Origin of the sequence: Streptomyces sp. NRRL WC-3742, assembly GCF_000720635.1 — a bacterium.
Taxonomy (GTDB): Bacteria; Actinomycetota; Actinomycetes; order Streptomycetales; family Streptomycetaceae; genus Kitasatospora.
In genome coordinates this window covers 16,411-32,887 of sequence record NZ_JOCF01000105.1, presented here as the reverse complement: position 1 = coordinate 32,887, position 16,477 = coordinate 16,411, and the positions used below count along the sequence as shown (strand labels likewise).

At 74.4% G+C, this 16,477-nt stretch carries 11 protein-coding genes and 1 pseudogene; 7 read left to right on the top strand and 5 right to left on the bottom strand.

Features of this window, described 5'->3' with window-relative positions; all coding sequences use genetic code 11:
- A partial coding sequence (locus IH61_RS43630; protein WP_051838680.1) for a putative Ig domain-containing protein occupies positions 1–1,381 on the bottom strand: 1,381 nt, incomplete at its 3' end.
- Between the two features lie 137 nt (positions 1,382–1,518).
- Complete coding sequence (locus IH61_RS0137445; RefSeq protein WP_031078406.1) at positions 1,519–2,412, bottom strand: hypothetical protein; 894 nt, start codon at positions 2,410–2,412, stop codon at positions 1,519–1,521.
- A gap of 150 nt (positions 2,413–2,562) precedes the next feature.
- Here IH61_RS0137445 and IH61_RS0137440 point away from each other — a divergent pair, with 150 nt between their 5' ends.
- Together IH61_RS0137440 and IH61_RS0137435 are read left to right on the top strand one after the other, a co-directional pair.
- Positions 2,563–3,681: an alpha/beta hydrolase gene (locus IH61_RS0137440; RefSeq protein ID WP_031078402.1), complete on the top strand. Its 1,119-nt coding sequence runs from the start codon at positions 2,563–2,565 to the stop codon at positions 3,679–3,681.
- A 114-nt stretch (positions 3,682–3,795) separates the two neighbouring features.
- Positions 3,796–6,240 carry a glycosyltransferase family 39 protein gene (locus IH61_RS0137435; protein WP_037973879.1) on the top strand — a complete coding sequence of 815 codons (2,445 nt, stop codon included), beginning with the start codon at positions 3,796–3,798 and terminating at the stop codon, positions 6,238–6,240.
- An 84-nt stretch (positions 6,241–6,324) separates the two neighbouring features.
- Here IH61_RS0137435 and IH61_RS0137430 read toward each other — a convergent pair whose 3' ends face one another.
- The gene (locus IH61_RS0137430; protein WP_051838679.1) at positions 6,325–7,893 is read right to left on the bottom strand and encodes an alpha/beta hydrolase; all 1,569 of its coding nucleotides are present in this window, start codon (positions 7,891–7,893) and stop codon (positions 6,325–6,327) included.
- Between the two features lie 118 nt (positions 7,894–8,011).
- Complete coding sequence (locus IH61_RS0137425) at positions 8,012–8,776, bottom strand: HNH endonuclease family protein (RefSeq protein ID WP_078911693.1); 765 nt, start codon at positions 8,774–8,776, stop codon at positions 8,012–8,014.
- A 182-nt stretch (positions 8,777–8,958) separates the two neighbouring features.
- Here IH61_RS0137425 and IH61_RS0137420 point away from each other — a divergent pair, with 182 nt between their 5' ends.
- The 5 genes and pseudogenes from IH61_RS0137420 to IH61_RS42125 all read left to right on the top strand — a co-directional run bounded on the left by IH61_RS0137420 (position 8,959) and on the right by IH61_RS42125 (position 13,832).
- A complete protein-coding gene (locus IH61_RS0137420; protein WP_031078397.1) occupies positions 8,959–9,561 on the top strand; it encodes a nucleotidyltransferase family protein in 603 nt (200 codons plus the stop codon).
- Between the two features lie 153 nt (positions 9,562–9,714).
- Positions 9,715–10,575: a hypothetical protein gene (locus tag IH61_RS0137415; protein WP_234327503.1), complete on the top strand. Its 861-nt coding sequence runs from the start codon at positions 9,715–9,717 to the stop codon at positions 10,573–10,575.
- A 154-nt stretch (positions 10,576–10,729) separates the two neighbouring features.
- The gene (locus IH61_RS42130; RefSeq protein ID WP_051838678.1) at positions 10,730–11,569 is read left to right on the top strand and encodes a hypothetical protein; all 840 of its coding nucleotides are present in this window, start codon (positions 10,730–10,732) and stop codon (positions 11,567–11,569) included.
- Between the two features lie 221 nt (positions 11,570–11,790).
- Positions 11,791–12,705, top strand: coding sequence for a (2Fe-2S)-binding protein (locus IH61_RS0137405; RefSeq protein WP_078911691.1), 915 nt, complete (start codon positions 11,791–11,793; stop codon positions 12,703–12,705).
- Positions 12,706–12,931: 226 nt separating this feature from the next.
- Positions 12,932–13,832 (top strand): annotated as a pseudogene (locus IH61_RS42125) (DUF2637 domain-containing protein).
- Positions 13,833–14,004: 172 nt separating this feature from the next.
- Here the strand turns inward: IH61_RS42125 and IH61_RS0137395 are convergent.
- On the bottom strand, positions 14,005–16,284 hold the full coding sequence (locus IH61_RS0137395; protein ID WP_051838677.1) for an ATP-binding SpoIIE family protein phosphatase: 2,280 nt from the start codon (positions 16,282–16,284) through the stop codon (positions 14,005–14,007).
- Positions 16,285–16,477: the final 193 nt, after the last annotated feature.

Below are 16,477 nucleotides of genomic sequence, written 5' to 3'. Positions count from 1 at the left end.
TGGTGCCGTTGACGGAGACCGTCAGCTTGTCGTACGCGGTGGTGCCCGTCTCGGCGGTGTCGATGTGCAGCCAGAAGCTCAGCGTCGCCTTGCAGCCGGCCGGGATGGTCACCGTCTGCGACAGGGTGTCGGTGTGGGTGCTGCCGTAGCCGTTCATCCACGACTTCCAGGAGCCGCTGTGCGCCGCCTGGGAGGAGCTGTTGTCCACGACGCCGGAGCTGGCCGTCCACGGGGCGGCCGTGCCCGTCTCGAAGCCCTGGTTGCCGAGCAGCTGCGCCGGGGTGCAGGTACCGCCGGAGCCGAGGACCGTCCAGGAGAAGGCCGCGGAACCGGACTTGCCGGCCGCGTCGGTGACGGTGACGGTCACGTTGGAGCTGCCGATGGTCGAAGCCGTCCCGGATATCAGGCCGGTCGAGGCGTTGATCGACAGGCCCGCGGGCAGGCCCGTCGCCGAGTAGGACAGCGGGGCGGTGCCGCCGGAGGCGTTGATCTGCAGGTTCACCGCGCCGCCGACCGTGGTGGACTGGCCGCCCGGGTTGCTCACCGAGACGGCGCCGGTGCCGGCCGGCTTGGTCAGCAGGCAGCCGGCGACGTTGAGGTCGATGGTGCGGTTGGTGCCCAGGCAGGTGGTGAACCAGTAGGTCTCCTCACCGTAGCTCTGGCCCTTGGAGACGGTGGTGGTGCCGTCGGCGGCCACCTCGCACGGGTTGTTGAGGGTGCACATGGCGCCGTCGTCGTTGCCGGTGTTGTTGATGCCGACGATCCGGCCGCTGGCGGAGTCGACGATCGGCGAACCCGAGGTGCCGTGCGTGGTGTTGCAGCCGGAGCTGTAGCGCAGCGAGTCGTGCCAGGTCCACTGGTCCTCGCGCAGGGTCGGCACGAAGCCGTTGACGGAGCAGTTCCAGGTCTGCTTCCAGTACGAGGACGGGATGTACATCGCCGCGCCGTCGACCGGGTGGGAGTCGTTGATCGTCAGCGCGGTGGCACCGTACTTGGAGCCGATCGACCCGTAGGTGTCGGTGAGCTGGTACAGCGCGACGTCCGTGCCGGTCATCGTCGCGTACAGCACCCGGTCGGCCTGCACGGTGCCGAGGCTGTTGCCCGCACCGTCGAGCAGGGTGCCGCTGCGGCTGGCGCTCTGGTTCTGGATGACCTGCCCGGCCGGGGGCATCGTCGGCAGACAGTGCCCGTTGGTGAGCATCAGCGCCCGGTCGCCGTCCACCGAGGTGGGGTAACGGACCAGCGAGGCCGAGCAGTTGCTCAGCGCGATGGTGGAGGTCAGGTCTGCGGCCTGGACGGCGTGTGCGGGGGCGGCGACGAAGGTCAGACCGCCCGCGACGACGACGCTCGCGGCGGCCGTCGCGGCAACTCTCTTGAACATGGCTCTCCTTGTGGGGGATCGCGGGCCCCTGCTGGTTGCCGAGGCCCGCGACGCACGAAAGTGCCATGCGCACTACAAGGAATCAACGGTTAGGACGGAAATCGGCTCAATCCACAACCCTGCCCCGCCCGTTGCCGCTACGGCTGCGGGGCGGAGGCCACGTTCAGGGTGTCGGACTTGCTGCCCTCGCCGTCCGTGGTCTTGGTGGTGACGGTCCAGACCGTCCCGGAGCCCTTCGAGTCGTAGTCCTGCTTGTCCTGGAAGCGGCTGAACTTGCAGCCCTGGGTGAACAGTTTGGCGTCCGGGTCCCAGTCCGTCCCGGTCGAGACGTACGCGTCGTACGTGCCGTCCTTGATGCCGTCGACACTGGCCTCCTGGCCCTTGGCCGCGTACACCGAGACCACCGAGGCGCCGTCCACGGCGAGCGAGACGACCGCGTCGGTCTCACCGGTGTTCTTGACCTTCAACGTGCCCTTGCCGCCCTTGCCGCCGTCGCGGACCAGCGTCCCGTTCTCCAGCGTCCTCGGCTGGGCGGGCTTCTGGGCCAGCTTCGGGACGGTGAACGTGCTCCTGACGCCCGCCGTGTCCAGCTTGGCGAGCGCGGCGGTCAGGCCGGGCAGTCCCTTGCCGCCGGTCAGCTTCATCTGGCCGGCGGCCACGCCGCAGAGGTTCTTGCTGCCCACGGCCGTGATCGCCGAGGTCTCCTCGTTGAGCGCGTCCAGGGCGGCCAGCAGGTCGGTGCGCCCGGGCTCCGCCTCGGCCGGGGCGGTCGTGGCCTTGAGGGTGCGCGCGGCGCGGGCCGCGTTGGAGCCGACGTTCCCGAGGGCCGCGTTCAGTTCCACCGTGTCCTTCGCCGCCGACACCTTGCCCAGCCCGGTGCCCAGCGGCTCCAGCGCCTGGTTCAGCGACGTCCCGAACGCCGCCGGAGTGGAGGTCGACGCCGAAGCGGTCGGCGCGGCCGTCCCGCCGCCCCCGCTCGAGCACGCCGCCAGCGCCAGCACCCCGCCGAGCGCGAGCCCGGCCCTCCCCATGACCTTCATGATCCCGCCCCGAAAACTCGACAGTCCGTGCAGTCCGTACTCACGGCGGCACATCGTCCCGATCTTGTGAGGGCATGGTCAACCTGTTACCTGCCGGGGCCCGTCCAGGGAACTCCCAGGAGGTCAACTACCATCGGGCGGGTGCTCAGTCTCACCGGACTCCCCCTCCAGATCGTCGCCTCCGTGGTCGCGATCCTCGTCTTCGCCGCCACCATGTGGCTCTGGCCGCGGTTCGGCGGGAAGGGGTGGAAGTCCTGGGCGGGCCGGCTCGGCGCGTTCCTGGCCGCGCAGCTGTCGGTGCTGGCCGCGATGGGCCTGATCGCCAACAGCTACTTCGGCTTCTACAGCTCCTGGACCGACCTGCTCGGCACCAGCGGGGGCCTGGGCACCGTCGTCGACCACCAGCCGAACGCCTCCGGCGTGGCCGTCACCGGAGAGCAGAAGTTCTACTCGGCGCAGGGCTCGGAGCCCGACCGCTCCGGGCTGATCCAGAAGGTCGCCGTCAAGGGGGCCGGCAGCGGTCTGACCACCGAGGCGTACGTCTACCTGCCCCCGCAGTACTTCCAGCCGGACTTCGCCAAGCAGCGCTTCCCGATGGCCCTGGTGCTCACCGGCTACCCGGGCACCCCCGAGAAGCTGATCTCGCTGATGCAGTACCCGGCGTCCACCCTCGACGCGATCGAGAAGAAGAAGCTGCCGCCGACCATCCTGGTGATGACCCGCCCCACCCTCGTCGACCGGGACACCGAGTGCGTCGACGTGCCGAACGGCCCCCAGGTGGAGTCCTTCTTCACCACCGACCTGCCCAAGGCCCTCGCCGCCACCTACCGGATCGGCACCGACCCGGCCAACCGCGCCGTCATCGGCAACTCCACCGGCGGCTACTGCGCGCTGAAGTTCGCGCTGCGCAAGCCCGACTCCTACAAGGCCGCCGTGGCACTCTCCGGCTACTACAGCGCCGCCCACGACCCGACCACCGGCGACCTGTTCGGCGGCGACGACAAGCTCAAGCAGGAGAACGACCTGCTGTGGCGGCTCAAGAACCAGCCGCCGGTGCCCGTCTCCCTGCTGCTGACCACGGCGAACGACGAGAACAACTACGAGGAGACCCAGGCCATGGTCGGCGCCTTCAAGGCCCCGACCGCGATGTCCACGATCACCCTGGACACCGCCGGCCACAACTTCCACACCTGGACCCGGGAGATCCCCCCGGCCCTGGAGTGGCTGGGCAAGCACCTCACGATGCCCGCCGCCGCCTGAGCCGGAGAACCCGCAGGGCCAGGAGACCCCGCGAAACGGGTGAACCCCTAGATCAAACCCGTCTCACAGCCCCGTCTCACGGTTCTCTCAGCCACGCCACCCAGCGTATGGCGCATGACCACGAGCAGCTATTCCCCTCCGGCCGGCGAACCGTGGCCCGAGGCCGCGGACTACCCGCCGCCGCAGGTGCCGCAGCCGGGGGTTGACCGGCCGGCCCCGCTCTTCCCGGAGCAGCCCCTGCCGCCCGTCGGGCCGAAGGGGTTCGCCTCCTGGTCGGAGCGGCTGCGCACCCTGCCCGCCCGGGCCTGGCGCGGCCGCGAGGACGACCCGCGCTGGGTGCGCCCGGCCCTGCTGGGGCTGATGGCCGCCACCGCGCTCCTCTACCTGTGGGGCCTGGGCGCCTCCGGCTGGGCGAACGCCTTCTACTCGGCGGCCGTCCAGGCGGGCAGCCAGAGCTGGAAGGCGTTCTTCTTCGGCTCCTCGGACGCCGCGAACTTCATCACCGTCGACAAGCCCCCCATGTCGCTGTGGCCGATGGCCCTGTCGGTGCGGCTGTTCGGCCTCAACTCCTGGTCGATCCTGGCCCCGCAGGCCCTGATGGGCGCCGCCACCGCGGGCGTGCTGTACGCGACGGTGCGCCGCCGCTTCTCCCCGCTCGGCGGGCTGATCGCCGGGGCCGCGTTCGCGCTCACCCCCGTCGCGGCGCTGATGTTCCGCTTCAACAACCCCGACGCGCTGCTGGTGCTGCTGCTCACCCTCTCCGCGTACGGGATGGTGCGGGCCATCGAGACGGCGAGCACCCGGTGGCTGCTGTTCACCGGGGCGATGTTCGGCTTCGCCTTCCTCACCAAGACGCTGGCGGCCTTCCTGATCCTGCCCGCCTTCGCGGTGGTCTACCTGGTCGTCGCGCCCACGGGCCTGTGGCGGCGGGTGCGCCAGACGCTGCTCGCGGGCGCGGCCCTGCTCGTCGCGGGCGGCTGGTGGGTGGCCGTGGTCGAACTGCTGCCCGCCTCGGCCCGCCCGTACGTCGGCGGCTCCCAGGACAACAGCTTCCTGTCGCTGACCTTCGGCTACAACGGCCTCGGCCGGGTGGACGGCAACGAGCGCGGCAGCGTCGGCGGCGGCGCGCGCCTGCCCGCCGGGCTGGACCTGCCGGGCGGCGCGGCCCGCGGCGGCCGCGGCTGGGGCCAGACCGGCGTCACCCGGCTGTTCGGCAGCGACATCGGCGGGCAGATCGCCTGGCTGATGCCGGCCGCGCTGATCCTGCTGGTCGTCGGCCTCTGGGCGACCCGCCGCTACGCCCGCACCGACACCGCCCGCGCGGCGTTCCTGGTCTGGGGCGGCTGGCTGATCTCCACGGCGCTGGTGTTCAGCTTCATGTCCGGGATCTTCCACCAGTACTACACGGTGGCGCTGGCCCCGGCCGTCGCGGCCCTGGTCGGCATGGGCGTGGACGGGCTGTGGCGGGCGCGGCACCGGCTGCCGTGGGCGCTGGTGCTCTCCGGCACCCTCGCGGTGACGGCGGTCTGGGCGTTCGTCCTGCTCGGGCGCAGCTCGGACTTCCTGCCGTGGCTGCGCTGGGCGGTGCTGCTCGGCGGGCTGGCGGCGGCGGGCGCGCTGGTCTGGGGCCAGGCGGCCGGGCGGTCCTCGGGCCGGTTCGGGGCGCGGATCGCCTCGGTGGCGGGCCTGGTGGGCCTGGCGGCGGCGTTCGGCGGCCCGGCGGCGTACGCGGTGGACACCGTGGCGACGGCGCACAACGGCTCGATCGTGACGGCCGGACCGTCCGTCAAGGGCTCGTTCGGGCCGGGCGGCGGCGGGCGCAAGGGCGGCGCGGGCTTCCCGGGCGGTCAGGCCCCGCGCGGCAGGAACGGCGGGGGCTTCCCCGGCGGGGGCGCCTTCCCGGGCTTCCCGGGCGGGCCGGGCGGGCCGGGCGCGGGCGCCAATCCCGGCTCCGGCTCCGACAACGGTTTCGGCGACGGCTCCAACAACGGCTCGGGCAACGGCTCGGGCAACGGCTCGGGCAAGGCGAACGGCCGCCACGAGCGCGGCACGACGGGCAACGGCAACGGCGCCGCCACCGTGCCGGGCCTGCCCGGCGGCCCCGAGGGCTTCCCCGGCGGCATGGGCGGCGCGGGCGGCATGGGCGGCCTGCTCGGCGGCACCAAGGTGAGCGACGAGGCCGCGGCCCTGCTGAAGCAGGACGCCGACCGCTTCACCTGGGCCGCGGCGGCGGTCGGCTCGCAGAACTCCGCGAGCTACCAACTCGCCACCGGCAAGCCGGTGATGGCCCTCGGCGGCTTCAACGGCACCGACCCGTCGCTGAGCCTGGCCGACTTCCAGAAGGACGTCCAGCAGGGCAAGGTCCACTGGTTCATCGACGGCGGCTCCCGCCGCGGCTTCGGTGGCGCCGGCGGCGAGGGCGACGACGAGGGCGGCCGGCAGACCGAGAGCGCCCAGATCCAGGCGTGGGTGACGGCCCACTTCACCAAGCGCACCGTCGGCACGGCCACGTTCTACGACCTGACGGCCCCGACCGACCTGACGGCCCCGACCTCCTGAGCCGCCGACCGGAAGAGGCCCGCAGGGGGCGCACCGCGAGCAGCGCGGTGCGCCCCCTGCGCCGTCGCGTCAGGTCAGGCCATGTCAGTCCGAGGCGCAGCGCGTCCCCGGGGCCGGCATCCGCCCGTCCACCAGGTAGTCCGCGACCGCCGAGCGCACGCACCCGCTCTTGTCCCACGCGGTGTGCCCGTCCCCGTCCCGGGTGAGCAGCACTCCGTGCTCGAACCCGGCGGCCATCCGCTGCGCCCACGGGTACGGCGTGACCGGGTCGCCCGTGGAGCCGACGACGAGGATCGGCGCGCTGCCCGGCGCCTTCACCGTGTGCGGCTTCTCCGGCGAGCGGTACGGCCAGGGGCGGCAGTCCGGGTCGAGCAGGGCGAGGCGGGTGTCGTGGTGGCTGGTGAGCGGGGCCTGGGCGGCGAGGGCGGCGAGGGCGGTGCGCAGGTCGGCGGGGCTGGGGGCGAGGGCCGCGTCGGCGCAGTGGATGGCCGCGTAGGCGTCGGCGGCGGTGTCGTAACGGCCGTCCTGGTCGCGGCCGTTGGCGTTGTCGGCCAGGCGCATCAGCTCGTCGGCGTCGCCGCGGGTGACCGCCGGAGCGAGGGCCTCGCGCAGCCGCTCGAAGGAGCGGCTGCCGTCGTTGAGGACGCCGATGACGCCGCCCCAGGCGAGGGCGGCGGTGAGGCTGCGCCCGTCCCCGGTGCTCAGGGGGCGGGCCCGCAGGCCGTCGAGGAACTCGGCGAGGCGGCGCGGGGCGGCGGCCGGGTCGGTGCCGAAGGGGCAGGACTCGTCGTTGGTGGCGCAGTCGGTGGCGAAGGAGGTGAACTCGGCCTCGGTGGCGACGGCCTGTTCGCCGTTGAGGTGCATCAGGTCGGTGCTGCGCTCCACGGCGCCGTCGAGGACGAGGCGGCCGGTGCGCTCGGGGAACTCCTCGGCGTAGAGGGCGCCGAGGTAGGTGCCGTAGGACAGGCCGAGGAAGTCGAGCTTGCGCTGGCCGAGGGCGCTGCGCAGCACGTCCATGTCGCGGGCGGTGTCGCGGGTGCCGAGGTGCGGCAGGAGGGCGGCGTGCTTGGCCTGGCAGGCGTCGGCGATGACGCGGCCGTGGTCGTAGCCGGGGTCGTCGGTGGAGGTCCACTCGTCGCGGGTGCGGTCGTCGAGGCAGTGCACCGGGGTGGTGCGGCCGGCGCCGCGCGGGTCGAAGCCGACGAGGTCGTAGCGGTCGTGCAGCGGGCCCTGGTAGCTCTTCCAGCCCCACTGGATCATGCTCGTACCGGAGTTGCCGGGCCCGCCCGGGTTGAGGACCAGGGCGCCGAGGCGGTGCTTCTGGTCGGCGGCGGGAACCCGGGTGAGGGCGACGTCGATGGTCTCGCCGCCGGGCTTCTCGTAGTCCAGCGGCGCCTTGAGGGTGGCGCACTCGACGGTGGGCTCCCCGCCCTCGGCGGGCTCCCCGCAGGACTGCCAGTCGATCCGCTGGTCGTAGAGCGCGCGCAGTTCGGGCGCGGCGGCGGACGGGGCTCTGTCGGCCAGGGGCGGGCGGGCGGTCGGGGCGCTCGCGGTGGGCGTGCCGGTGCAGCCGGCGGCCGTCAGGGCGGCGGCGAGCGCGGCGGCGAGGGCGGGCAGGGCCCTGCGGGGTGACCGTTGGATCTTCGAGTCCACTGCTCACGCATACCATCCATCCCCGGTCCGGGTCACATCCGGGCCCCGGACCTGGGGCCCGACGGGAGGGTTTCCGCCGGTCGCGGAACGGTCTTGGCGCGGTCGTTCGGGGCCTCGGTCAGCCGCCGCACTGCTGGAGCATGGTCTTCTTGTCCGCCTCGCTGACGGGCAGCCCGTACTTCAGCGACACCTGGGCGAAGCGCACCGCGTAGGAGCAGCGCACCTCGGTGTTGGCGGGCAGCCAGGAGGCCGGGCCGGAGTCGCCCTTGGAGGCGTTCTGGGAGCCGTCGGCGGGGATCAGGTTGAGCGGGTCGTTGGCGATCTGGACGCGCTTGAGCTTGTCCCAGGCGGCCGCGCCCATCTGCCAGTCGTAGGACAGGGGCATCACGTGGTCGATCTGGATCTTCGTGGGCTGCTGCTTCGTCCACCGGACGGTCCTGCCGGTGTACGGGTCGTGGATGGTCATCGCGGTGACCACGCAGTCCGAGCCGTCCTTGCGCTCGACGCCGGTGCCGTCACGGGCGAGCAGGTCGTTGCGGGTGTCGCACTTGTTGCCGCCGAGGGGGACGCCCTCGACGTTGTCCGTCCAGGCGGGGCCGAACTCGTTACGGTCGTAGCCGTCCTTGGGGCCGGGGGCGGCGGTGGTGACCCTGGTGATGAGCTCGCGGCCGGCCCTGCGCTCCTCGGGGGTGCCCAGCGGGGCGAGGCCGGGCTTGGTGCCGTCCGGGTTCTGCAGCGGGCTGGTGCCCAGCGCCCCGGCCGGAGCGGTGCCGCCGGGAGCGGGCTTGTCGTGGTCGCGGCCGCCGACCAGCCAACCGACCAGCGCGAGCGCGCATATGAGGAACACGGTGGCGGCGGAGAGCCGGGTACGGCGGGCGGGCACGGATAACTCCCGAGGTCAGGGGCGGTTTGACGGACCAGCGGAGTGGATCAGCCGCCCCAAGGCGGGTCAAGGCGACGCCACGCGGACCCCGAGGAGCATGTCGAAGCTCACACCCGGTCCGGCCGGTGGCGTTGTGCCTTCGTCCGATGCGCCGCGCCCTCCCCACCGGGCAGGCTGGACCCATGCAGAACTCGCTGGGGCCCGTCGCCGCGCTCGTCCTGGCCGCCGGAGGCGGTCGGCGCCTGGGCGGACGGCCCAAGGCGCTGATCCGCTACGGCGGCCGCCCGCTGGTGGAGCACACGGTGGCCGTGGCCCGGGCGGGCGGCTGCCCCGAGGTGGTGGTCGTCCTGGGCGCCGCCGCCGCGCAGGTGCGGACCACCGCGCACCTGCCGGGCTGCCGGCTGGTCGCCAACCCGGACTGGGCGAGCGGGATGGGCTCCTCGCTGCGCGCGGGCCTGGCCGCCCTGCCGCCGGGCGTCTCGGCGGCGCTGGTGCTGCTGGTGGACACCCCGGGCGTCACCCCGGCCGCCGTCGCCCGGCTGCTGGCCGCGCACCGGGCCGGCGCCGAACTCGCCGCCGCCGCCTACGGGGGCCGGCGCGGGCACCCCGTGCTGATCGGCGCCCGCCACTTCGCCGAGGCGGCCGCCGGCGCGCACGGCGACTCCGGCGCCAGGGCGCTGCTGGCGGCGCACGCGGCGGAGACCGCCCTCGTCGAATGCGCCGACGTGGCCGTCCCCGACGACCTGGACACCCCCGCCGACCTGGCCAGGTGGGGCGCCGCCTAACCATCGAGGCGGAGCGCCGGTCGCCCACGCTCCACCTGCCGGACGACCGTCCCTGATCCATCCCTGAGGATTGCCCCATTCCGTGCCAACCGCCCGCCGCATCAGGGAGCATGGGAATCGAACCCCACCCGACCCCGAGGGACGGAGCCCGCGATGGCCGGACTGCCCGACGACTTCACCGGACACGACCCCGCGCGGCAAGGTCCCGGGGCGGGCGGCGGCGCCCGGGCGATCCGCTGCCCCGCCTGCCGCCGCGAGCACCTGTACGAGCCCCCGTCGCTGCCCTGCCCGTGCGGCGCCTCGCTGAAGGTGCCGCTGCTGCGCGGCGGGGTCCCCGTGCAGGTGCGGTTCCGCTCCTGGGAGGACTCCTGGCTGAGCATGCGCTGCCCCCACTGCGGCCGCTCCGACCAGTGGCCCCAGCCGGAGTTCACCTGCAACTGCGGCGCCACCGTCCGGCTCCCGGTGGACCGCACGACCCGCCTGGGCACCGGCACCGCCGCCCCGCTCGCCGCCCCCGGCCCGCAGACCTCCCGCCCGTACCCGGCCCACCCGTTGGGCGCCCCCGTGCCCGCCCCGCCCGCGGCCCCCGGCACCTCGGCCGGACGGGCCCGCCCCTTCCGCCACCGCGCCCCGTTCCGCCCCCACCCGGTGCGCACCTCCCAGGACGCGGTGTTCACCGCCGCCCGCTACCTGGAGTGGCTCGGCTTCGACGACCTCGAACTGACGGAGGCGCAGGAGCGCGACGGCGTCACCCTGCTCGGCACCCGGATGGTCGCCCAGGTCGACACCTGGACGGAGCCCGCCGACGTGAAGTCCGTCGAGTGCCTGTGGATGCAGACCCTGCATGCCGAGGAGATGGCCGCCGCCATGTTCACCCTGGCCGGCTACTCCCACCAGGCCACCGTCCGCGGCGAACAACTGCTGGTCGCCCTGTTCAGCCTGGACCTCGCCGGCGTCCCCCAGCCCGCCAACGGCGCCGCCGAGGCCCTCATGGAGACCGGCTGGACCTCCTAGGGCCCGCCTCGGGGCTCACTAGATCATCCGACCCGCAAAAGCAACAACCTCCGCTCGTGATCTGGTGCACAAGCTCACCCCCGTGTTGAATTGCCGCCACAGCGCGGGCCTTCGCGTCCGTGCCCTGCTGGATGGCGCACACAAGGAGGTGGCGTTGTCGGAGCACGGATGGAGCCCGAGTGGCCCGGACGGGCGGGGGCGGGCAGCGGAGGAACCGGGCGACACCGTGTGGCGGCTGCGGTCACGCGGGTGCTGGCAGGAGGCCGCCGAACTGCTGCGCGCGCCCGCCGAACAGGACCCCGCGGCCGCCCTCGGCCGCGCCGAACTCCTCATCGAACAGTGCCTGTTCACCGCCGCGAACTGGACACAGGCCGAACAGGCGCTACGGCTGGCGGAGGCACTCGCGGCCGGCACCGAGCAGCGCGCGGCCGCGGCCTGCGCCCGCGGGTTCCTGGCCTACCTGGCCAGCGTGCTCGGCCCGCGCGACCGGCTCGACGAGGCGCAGGCGGCGCTCGGCCGCACCTCCGCGCTGCTGCCGCCGGACGCCCCCGGCCGTCCGCTGCTGGACTTCCGGCGGGGGCTGGTCGCCGAGAACCTGCTGCGCGACCGCAGCGCCGCCTGGATCGCCTACCGCCGGGCGCACGACGCCGCCGGGGAGCGCGGGGACGAGCTCCTGCGCTCCTACACCTGGCGCCACCTGGCCGCGCTGGCGCTCTCCCGGGGGGACCGCTCCCGCGCCCGGGAGGGCTTCGACGCCTCGCTGCGGCTGCGCGAGGAACTCGGCTTCACGGTGGGGGTGGCGCCGGCGCTCGCGGCGCTCGCCGAGGTCTCCGAGCCGGCGGAGGCCGCCCGGCTGCGCGCCGAGGCGACGCGCCTGGTGCACGCCCTGGGCGGCGTGCCGGTCTGGCTCGCGCGCCAGCTGAGCGCCCTGCGCGCGCCGGGGCCTCCCCCGGACGGACGCATCGGGAGCGAGACTCCGGACACCATCAGCTAAGGTGAGGCTAACCTGGCTGGAGCGAGCAGCGCTCCGGCCAGGTTGGACCGACCGGCGAATGGGCGTCGCGACACCGCCCCCCATTCGCCGGTCGGTCTCAGCCTTGCCGTTCCCCGGGCACCGCCATGCCCCGGTCCGGCCGGGCCCGGCGGGCCCGGTTCGGCGCGGCGGGCACCACCGGGCCCCATGCGCGGCCCCGGTCGACCCGATGGGGCACGACCATGACCGCGAGCAGCACCCGGCCCGGCCCCGTGCCGTGCGCCCCCCGCACCACCCCGGCGCACACTCCCGCCCTCGCGCCCGATCTCCACGCCCCAGGCGCGGCCGCGTACCACCGGCTGGCCGCGCTCTCCCCCGTGCTGAGGGTGCGCCCGGGCGCGCCCCGCTCGGGCGGCGGCTGGTTCACCGTCGCCGACCTCACCGAACGGCCCGAGGCGCTGCGCGAACTGATCGGCCACGACGCCCGCCAGGGCCTCGCCCGCTACGGGCGGCCGCTGCGACCGGACGTGGCGGCCGGGTTCGGGCTGCACCGGGCCGTCTGGCCGCTGTCGCTGGTGTTCACCCTGCCGTGGTTCCTGGAGCGCCGGGTGCCGCTGGCCGGGCCCGGGGACGTCGCGCTGCGGCGCGGCGCGGGCTCGGCGGAGCTGACGGTCCGCCCGGGGGCCTTCGTCTGCCTGCCGGACGATCCGGCCGCCGCCTCCGCCGCCCGGACCGCCCCCGACGCGCGGGCGCTGGCGGCCGAACTGCGGTGCGCGCTGGACAGGTTCCTCACCCCACTGCTGGCCGCCTTCCGGCCCGAGGTGCGGCGCGGGCCCCGGGTGCTGTGGGCGATGGCCACCGACGCGGTGGTGGAGGGGCTCTGGTACGCGGGCGGGCTGCTCGGCGAGGCGGAGCGGGCGCGCGACGAGCTCTCCGCGCTGCTGGCGCCCGCACCCGCCCGTGGCGCGCCCGGCGCGTCGGGCGGCCCCGCTCCGGCGCCCTCCCCCTTCACCCCGGGCGCCGGTTTCGCGGCCCCGGCGCCCGGCTGCGGCGGCGCTCCCTCCGACTGCGCCCGCTCCCGGGCCAGCTGTTGCCTCGTCTACACCGTGGCTCCCCGGGACATGTGCGGCGGCTGCCCCCGCGTCATGCGCGGTTGACGAAAATCCGTCCGAGCCGAAACCGAAAAAGCCCGGAATTCCGGGAATTCCCGCTGCCGAATTCATATGACAATCCGCTCGACTCGAGGTCAGGAATCCCTCTACTCAGCGCATTGACGGTGAATCGGTCATTCGCCCCCCGAGCATCGGCCATGATGGTCCCCGCCATCACGGCGCACATCACGATGCAGGAAGCGCGACGCAGAAAGCGAGGCTGGTTCCGGCGATGAAACTGTCCGACATACCGCTCGGCTGGGCCGTCACCGCAGTGGCGGGGCTGCTGGTCAGCGCCCTCCTGGTGGCCCTGGCCCGGAGCCGGGGCTCCTCCCCCGCCGGCGGGACGGATTCCTGGGAGCGTGCCGAGGAACGGCGCCGGCGCAAGGAATCCCTGTACGGCGGAGGAGGCCAGCCACGGCGACGCCGCCCTCGGATCCCGCCTGCTGGTCTGGGTGTTCGCCATCGCCTCGGCCTGGTTCAACTGGGTCCACGCCCCGCGCGGCTTCGGCCACGCCGGCGCCCCGCAGTTCTTCTCCGGCATGTCGATGTCCGCGGCGATCCTCTTCGACCGGGCGCTCAAGCAGACCCGCCGGGCGGCGCTGCGCGAACAGGGGCTCGTCCCCCGGCCGCTGCCGCAGATCCGCATCGTGCGCTGGCTGCGCGCCCCCCGCGAGACGTACGCGGCCTGGTCGCTGATGCTGCTCGAGGGCGTGCGCAGCCTGGACGAGGCGGTGGACGAGGTCCGCGACGACAAGCGGGAGCGGGCGCTGGAGAAGGAGCGGCGCAAGCTGGCGGGCCGCCGCGAGCGGGCCGAGATCCGGGCGATCAACCGCGGCAACGGCGCCTGGCGGGGGCGCGGGACGGCCTCCGCCGCCCGGCAGCTGGAGTCCGGCTCGGAACCCGCCATAGCCGGCGGGCCGGCCGCGCCCCGGGCCGTCGAGGCGGGCCAGTCCGACCCCGTCGGCGAGGCGCCGGACGGGGCCGCCGAGGGCGCGGTCGTCCAGCCGGGCCTCCCGGCCCGTCCGGAGCGGCGCACCATCGACCTCACCGTCGACGAGGACACCGTCACGCTGCCCCGGCTGAACGAACTGGAGCGCAAGCTCAAGGACCTCGAGCAGCAGTTCGGCTAGCCGCGGGTCGGAGGCGTCTCCGGTGAGCGGACGGGCGGGCCGACTACTTCCGTAGTGCCACTACGGAAGTAGTCCGAAGCGGTCCGGAGCAGTGCGGCACGGTCCGGGGCGGCTCGACTACGGATGTAGTGCCACTACGGAAGTAGTTCCGCCGCGGCCCCGGGACACTCCCCTACGCGGCCGTGGTGCCGCTGAGCTCGAACCACATCCGCTTGCCGGAGCCCCGCGGCTCCACGCCCCAGGCGTCCGCGAGCGCCTCGACCAGCATCAGCCCGCGCCCGGAGGACGCCTGCTCGCCGGGGGTGCGGCGGGTCGGCCACAGGTCCGACTCGTCCTCCACCTCGACCCGCAGCCGTGCCCGGCCGCCGTCCGAGACCGGCTCGCGGTAGAGCCGGGCGGTGAACATGGCGTCCCGGTCGGTGTGCCGGATGGCGTTGGTGACCAGTTCGGAGGAGAGCAGTTCGGCGGTGTCGATGAACTCGGCGACGCCCCAGCGGCTCAGCGCGTCGCGCAGTTCGGCCCGGACCTCGGAGATCCGCGCCAGGTCCGCCTGGCCGATGCGCCGGCGCAGCTGCTGGGCGGCGAGCCCGCCCGAGGGGCCGTCCCAGCGCAGGAGCAGCAGCGCTATGTCGTCCTCGCGCTCGCTGGAGTCGGCGGCCTGGGAGGCGATCCGGTCGGCCAGCTCCTCCAGCGGGTCGCGGTGGGCCGTCCGCGGGTCCGGCAGGGGGCGGGCGAGGGCCCGGACCAGGCGGCCGATGCCCTCGTCCAGGTCCATGCCGCGCGCCTCGACCAGGCCGTCGGTACAGAGCAGGACGGTCTCGCCCGGGTCGAGGCTGAACCGGGTGACGCGGTACTCCTGGTCGGGGTCGATGCCCAGCGGCAGCCCGCCGGCGACGGGCACCACGGCGACGCTGCCGTCCGCGCGGCGCACCACCGGGTCGAGGTGGCCGGCGCGCACGGCGTAGACCACGCCGTAGTCGACGTTGACCTCGGCATAGGTGCAGGTGGCGAAGTGGTCGGTGTCCAGGTCGGCGAGGAAGCGGGAGGCGCGGGCCATCACCGCCTCGGGCGGGTGGCCCTCGGCGGCGTAGGCGCGCAGCGCGATCCGCAGCTGGCCCATGATCCCGGCGGCGTGGACGTCGTGGCCCTGGACGTCGCCGATCACCAGGCCCACGTGCCCGCCGGGCAGCGGGACGACGTCGTACCAGTCGCCGCCGATCTGCAGGCCGGAGCCGGCCGCCAGGTAGCGCACGGCGGTGGTCACGCCGGGGACGGACGGGACGGTGCGCGGCAGCATCACCCGTTGGAGGCCGGCCGCGAGCTCGTGCTCGGCGTCGTGCAGCCGGGCGCGGGCCAGGGACTGGGCGACCAGCCCGCCGAGGGTGGTCAGCAGGGTGCGCTCGTCGGCGTCCAGCTCGCGCTCGTCGTCGAAGCTGACCACGCAGATGCCGATGGGCCGGCCACTGGCCACCAGCGGCAGGTACGCCCAAGAGCCCTTGCCGTTGCGCTTGGTCGGCTCCCACACGTCGGGGTAGCCCTCGCTGAACTCCTCGCGGGTGGAGATGAACACCGGCGCACGGTGGCGCAGCGCCTCGGAGGCGGGGTGGCCGTGCGGCAGCAGGGTGCGGTCCCAGATGGCGAGGCCCTCGGGGCGGTAGCCGGAGGCGCCGAGGATCCGCGCCCGTCCGGCCTCGAAGGAGGCGAGCACCAGCCCGTCCGGCGGCAGTCCGGGCAGGGGCAGCTCGGTGAACACCCGGGCGACGTCGCGCACGGTGACGGCCTCGGAGAGGGCGCGGGCCGCCTCCTTGATGAAGCGGGAGCGCTCCTCGCGCAGCATGGCCATGCGGTCGGCGTGGTCGCGCTTGTGCAGCTCGACGGTGGCGTCCCAGACGAAGCCGACCATCCGGGAGGCGCGCCCGAAGGCGTCGGCGAGCACCCGGCCGCGGAAGCGGACGGCGCGCAGGCCCCCGCCCGGGCCGATGGTGCGGTAGTACGCGCCGCACTGGCCCAGCTCCGCCACCGCGCGCTCGACGCGGCGGCGCACCACGGGCGCGTCCTCGGGGTGCAGCAGGGCGAGGAAGGAGGCGGAGGTGCGGTCGAAGTGGCTCTTCTCGGTGTCCAGCCCGATGATCGCGCAGGCCCGCTGGTCGCCCTCCAGGACGTCGCGGCGGATGTCCCAGTCGAAGGAGCCGATGCCGTTGGCGGCCATCGCGGGCTCCAGCCAGTCCGGCATGGTGTCGGCGGAGGCGGACGGCAGTCCGCCGGAGAGCACCGGGGCCAGACGGGCGGAGGCGAGGTTGGGGGGCATCCGCTGGGAGCCGCGGCGGGCGGACTGCGCGGGCGGGCGGGCCCGGTCGGCGGACTGCGGCGTCGCGGTGCGGCCGACGGGCTGCGGCTCGGCGGACACGCCGGGCGGCAGCGCCGGCCCCGGCGACTCGGGCTCAGTGGGCATGCTGCTCCTGCCGCTGCCGTGACGGACCGCGCCGGCCGTCCGGAACGGGCCGCGAGGCGATGTGGTGGGTCGTGCTGGATCGGGTGGGTACGACGGGCGGTGGTCAGTCGAGGCTCGGTCTCCCCGCTGCTTCCCGACCGTGGACACACATTCCCACCATCCTGTCCAATGTTCGGCCGAGCGGCAATGGCAA